This is a genomic window from Pseudoduganella sp. RAF53_2 (assembly GCF_052113985.1).
In the GTDB taxonomy this organism is placed as follows: Bacteria; Pseudomonadota; Gammaproteobacteria; order Burkholderiales; family Burkholderiaceae_D; genus Rugamonas.
Genome location: NZ_JBFRDW010000586.1, coordinates 1 through 3,906 on the forward strand (window position 1 = coordinate 1; position 3,906 = coordinate 3,906).

At 64.7% G+C, this 3,906-nt stretch carries 4 protein-coding genes; 2 read left to right on the plus strand and 2 right to left on the minus strand.

The features are described from left to right. Both AB4Z11_RS25885 and AB4Z11_RS25890 read right to left on the minus strand, forming a co-directional pair. A partial coding sequence (locus AB4Z11_RS25885; protein ID WP_442028683.1) for an MDR family MFS transporter occupies positions 1–1,426 on the minus strand: 1,426 nt, incomplete at its 3' end. Further along, positions 1,423–1,872: a MarR family winged helix-turn-helix transcriptional regulator gene (locus AB4Z11_RS25890; protein ID WP_442028685.1), complete on the minus strand. Its 450-nt coding sequence runs from the start codon at positions 1,870–1,872 to the stop codon at positions 1,423–1,425. The genes AB4Z11_RS25890 and AB4Z11_RS25885, both read right to left, overlap by 4 nt. A gap of 121 nt (positions 1,873–1,993) precedes the next feature. Here AB4Z11_RS25890 and AB4Z11_RS25895 point away from each other — a divergent pair, with 121 nt between their 5' ends. After that, positions 1,994–3,415 (plus strand): HAMP domain-containing sensor histidine kinase, encoded by a 1,422-nt coding sequence (locus AB4Z11_RS25895; protein ID WP_442028687.1) that lies wholly within the window; start codon positions 1,994–1,996, stop codon positions 3,413–3,415. Continuing rightward, positions 3,405–3,906 (plus strand): hypothetical protein (locus tag AB4Z11_RS25900; RefSeq protein ID WP_442028689.1); only part of this gene is annotated, 502 nt, incomplete at its 3' end. The genes AB4Z11_RS25895 and AB4Z11_RS25900, both read left to right, overlap by 11 nt.

Genomic DNA, 3,906 nt, shown 5'->3' on the forward strand with positions numbered 1-3,906 from the left:
GACCAAGGCCGACCATCACGCTGCCGGCGGCAAACACGCTGGCGATGCCATGGCGGTACACCGCGACAGTCGCCGCGCTGGCCGCGCCGGCAACGGCTGCACCGCCGTGCGCGCCGACCGCAGCCACCGCCTCGATTCCGTGCGCATGCAGCTGGCGCGCCAGGATTGCGCCGGAGCCCGTCACACCCAGCAGCCCGCCCAGCGAGCGGAAGAAGGTCAGCATCGCCGTACCGACGCCCCGCCGCGCCAGCGGCAACGCGTTCTGCACGGCGATGGTCATATTCGGCATGACCAGGCCAAGGCCCATGCCCATCAGGAAAATCGCCGGCTCGATCACGAAATAACCCAGGCCCTTCTCCATTGCCCAGGCCAGCACGCCGAAAGCAATCGTCGCGGCGACCAGGCCAGCCACCTGCACCGCCTTGTACTTGCCGGTACGCGCCATCACGCGGCCATTGGTGATCGAGGACATGATCAGGCCCACCATCATCAGCACCGTCAGCAAGCCCGATTGCGAAGGGCTGGCGCCCATCACCACCTGGAAGAACAGCGGGAARAAAATGGTCGCGCCCATCAGCCCCGTGAAGGTAAACGCCATCACGATGCTGGCGACATTGAACACGCTGCTATGGAACAGGTCCGGCGGCAGCACGGGTTCGGCCGCGCTGCGCACGTGAATCAGCAGCGCGATACCCATGGCGACGGCCAGTGCCAGGCAGACATAGACCTGCGTCGAATCCCATGGCCACTCGGTGCCGCCCAGCGCCAGCACCAGTAGCAGCGTGGTCAGAGAGCCGGTCAGCAGCGCCGAGCCGAGATAGTCGATGCGGTGCGCATGCTTGATCTGCGGCTTGTGCAGCGAGCGCGCAATCGCCTGAAATGCCAGTGCGCCGACCGGCAGGTTGACGTAGAAAATCCAGTGCCATGACAGCCAGTCCGTGATCAGGCCGCCCACCACGGGACCGAGCACGCTGGTCACTGCGAACACAATCGGAATCATGCCCATGCGCTTGCCGCGCTCCGCCGGGGGCACCACGTCGCCGATGATGATCTGCGCCAGCGGCATGAAGCCGCCCGCGCCAATGCCCTGAATGGCGCGGAACACGATCAGCTGCAGCATATTCTGCGACAGCCCGCATAGCGCTGAACCGAGCAGGAAAATGCCCAGCGCCGCAAAGATGAGCGGACGGCGCCCGTACTGGTCGGCCAGCTTGCCGTACAGCGGCATGGTCACGGTGGACGCCAGCACATAGGCCGTCACCACCCACGACAAGTGCGCCATGCCGCCCAGATCGCTGACGATACGTGGCAGCGCCGTCGACACAATACTCTGGTCGAGCGCACTCAGCCCCAGCACGGTCATCATGGCAAAGTAAATGGCACGGATCTCGGCGCCCGTGATTTGCGCGTCGGGTGCTTGGGTCATTCTGCAATCTCCTTCAAAGGGCCGATGGCGGCCGCGATGGCCTCGATACCGGCCGGGGAAAGACGGGCGATGCGGCGCGCGATCCACTCCAGCCGCTGTTCGCGCAGTTGATGTATCTTGCCCTCTCCCAGCGCGGAGAGGCGCAGGCCACTGCGGCGGCGGTCCGCCGGGTCGGCCTCGCAGCGCTCAACAAGACCCGCAGCCTCCAGCGCCTTCACCTGCGCGCTGATGGTGGGGCCACTCACCTTTTCCATGCGCGCCAGCTCCGCCACGCCGGTGCAGGGATGCTCGGCCAGCGTGGCCATCAGGATGACCTGTGCCATCGGAATGTCGCTCTCGATGATGCCGCTGTCGCGCCGCATCTCGCGCATCAGCATTTTCAGGGCGGTACGCAGCTCGCCGGCGATCTCCAGCGCACGTGGATTGATGGGTTGTTCGTCTGCCATGATAATTAGATAGTTAGTCTACCTAACTATCTTAGCACAGTCCGGCCAATCGGACGCGGCACGGCAACAATTTCCCCTATGATGGTCCGGATAACTAAGCCTCTCACGGCGTCCGCAACAAATGATTACCAAGCTCTCATTCCGCCAATTGCTGCTTGGCGTCTTCCTGCTGATTGCCCTGCTGCTGAGCGCTACTTCCGTCCACGCCCTGCTGACGCTGGACAAGCTGTCTGCGCAAAGCCGCGAGATCGGCCGCGACGCCGTGCTGCTGACCGCCAATGCGCAGCGCCTCGCCGAGCGCAGCGTGGCGATGGAGCGCAGCGCGCGCCAGTTCCTGGTGCTGGACGATCCCGCCTTCCGCGAGCGCTATATGGATGCGTGGCGCGACGGCCAGGCCGCCCTTGACGCGCTGGCCAATGGCTTGCCGCGTGCCGAAAGCGCATCCTTTCGCGCCTGGCGCGAACATGGCGAGGCGGCGTGGTCCGCCATGCAGGTGCCGCGCGCACGCCGCGGCGCACGCCAGCAGATGCTGAACATCGCCCTCGCGGGTCTGCCCGCCATCAATGAAGGGCTGGCCGACGAAGTGAAGCGCGAAGTCGATTACCGCAACAACCAGATCCTGCAGGAGCTGGATCGCCAGCGCAGCGTGCTGACCGGCCAGGTGATCGCATCCATCGCGGTTGCCGCCGCACTGGCGCTGGGCTTTGGCATGTGGTTGTCGCGTCCACTGGGCCAGATCGAAAACGCCATCGGCCAGCTGGGTGGCAACCGCTATGACCGTCCCATTGAAGTGGAAGGGCCGGACGACTTGCGCCGCCTCGGCCAGCAACTGAACTGGCTGCGCCAGCGTCTGGCCGATCTGGAAGCGGACAAGGCGCGCTTCCTGCGCCACATCTCGCACGAACTGAAAACGCCGCTGGCGGCGCTGGTGGAAGGCGTGTCGCTGCTGGAGGACGAAGTGGCCGGCCCATTGGCGCCCAATCAGCGCGAAGTGGCAGGCATCCTGCGCCAGAACACGGCCTCGCTGCAAAACCAGATCGAAGACCTGCTGCGCTATAACACCGCCAATTTCGAAGCCCAGCATCTGCACCGCCAGCCTACCGATGCGGCGGAGCTGCTGCATAAGGTGGTGGACAGCCAGCGCCTGCAATGGCAAGCGCGCAATCTCAAGATTTCGGTCGAAGGCAACGCAGCGCTCATCATGGCCGATGCGGACAAGCTGGGCGTGGTGGTCGGCAATCTGYTGTCGAACGCCGTACGCTTCAGCCCCGAAGGCGGCGAAGTGCGCTTCACCGTTGGCGAACATGCGGGCACCCTGCTGATCGACTGCTGCGACCAGGGTCCCGGCGTGGCCGCCAACGACGCCGAACATATTTTCGAGCCCTTCTACCAGGGTGAACGCCAGCCCGCCGGCGCGCGGCGCGGTAACGGCATCGGCCTTTCCATCGTGCGCGAATACATCAGCGCACATGGCGGCACGCTGCAGCTTCTGCCCTCCATTGAAGGCGCCCACTTTCGAATCGAACTCCCATATGAACGCTAAGACTTTATTGCCGCCGCTTTTGCTCTGCGCCGCCTGCATGACGCAGCGGCCGCCACCGCAGCCTGCCCTGCCGACCATCACGCCGCCTGCGGTCAGTGCGCCGATCACGATACTGCCTGCGCCCATTGATGAAGTGGGGCCGCTGCTGGCCTATCACCAGTCGCTGCGCAAGATGACGCAAGGCGAGCTGCTGAAGGAATTGAGTGGCCTGTCGCTGCAGCAGAAGACGCCCAAGAATCTGCTGCAGTCGGGCATGGTGCTGGCGCTGACGCGCAGCCCCGCCGACCTGGCGCGCGCGCAGGCCCAGTTCGACGCAGTGGCCACGTCGAGCGAGGCCGATGCGACGCCGTTCAAATCGTTGGCGCAAATGCTGTCCAGCTATTGCGCGGAACAGCGCCGCCTGTACGACCACGTCGACAAGCTCAATACGCAGCTGAAGGACGGCCAGCGCAAGAATGAACAGTTGAACGATATGCTGGAAGCGCTGAAGG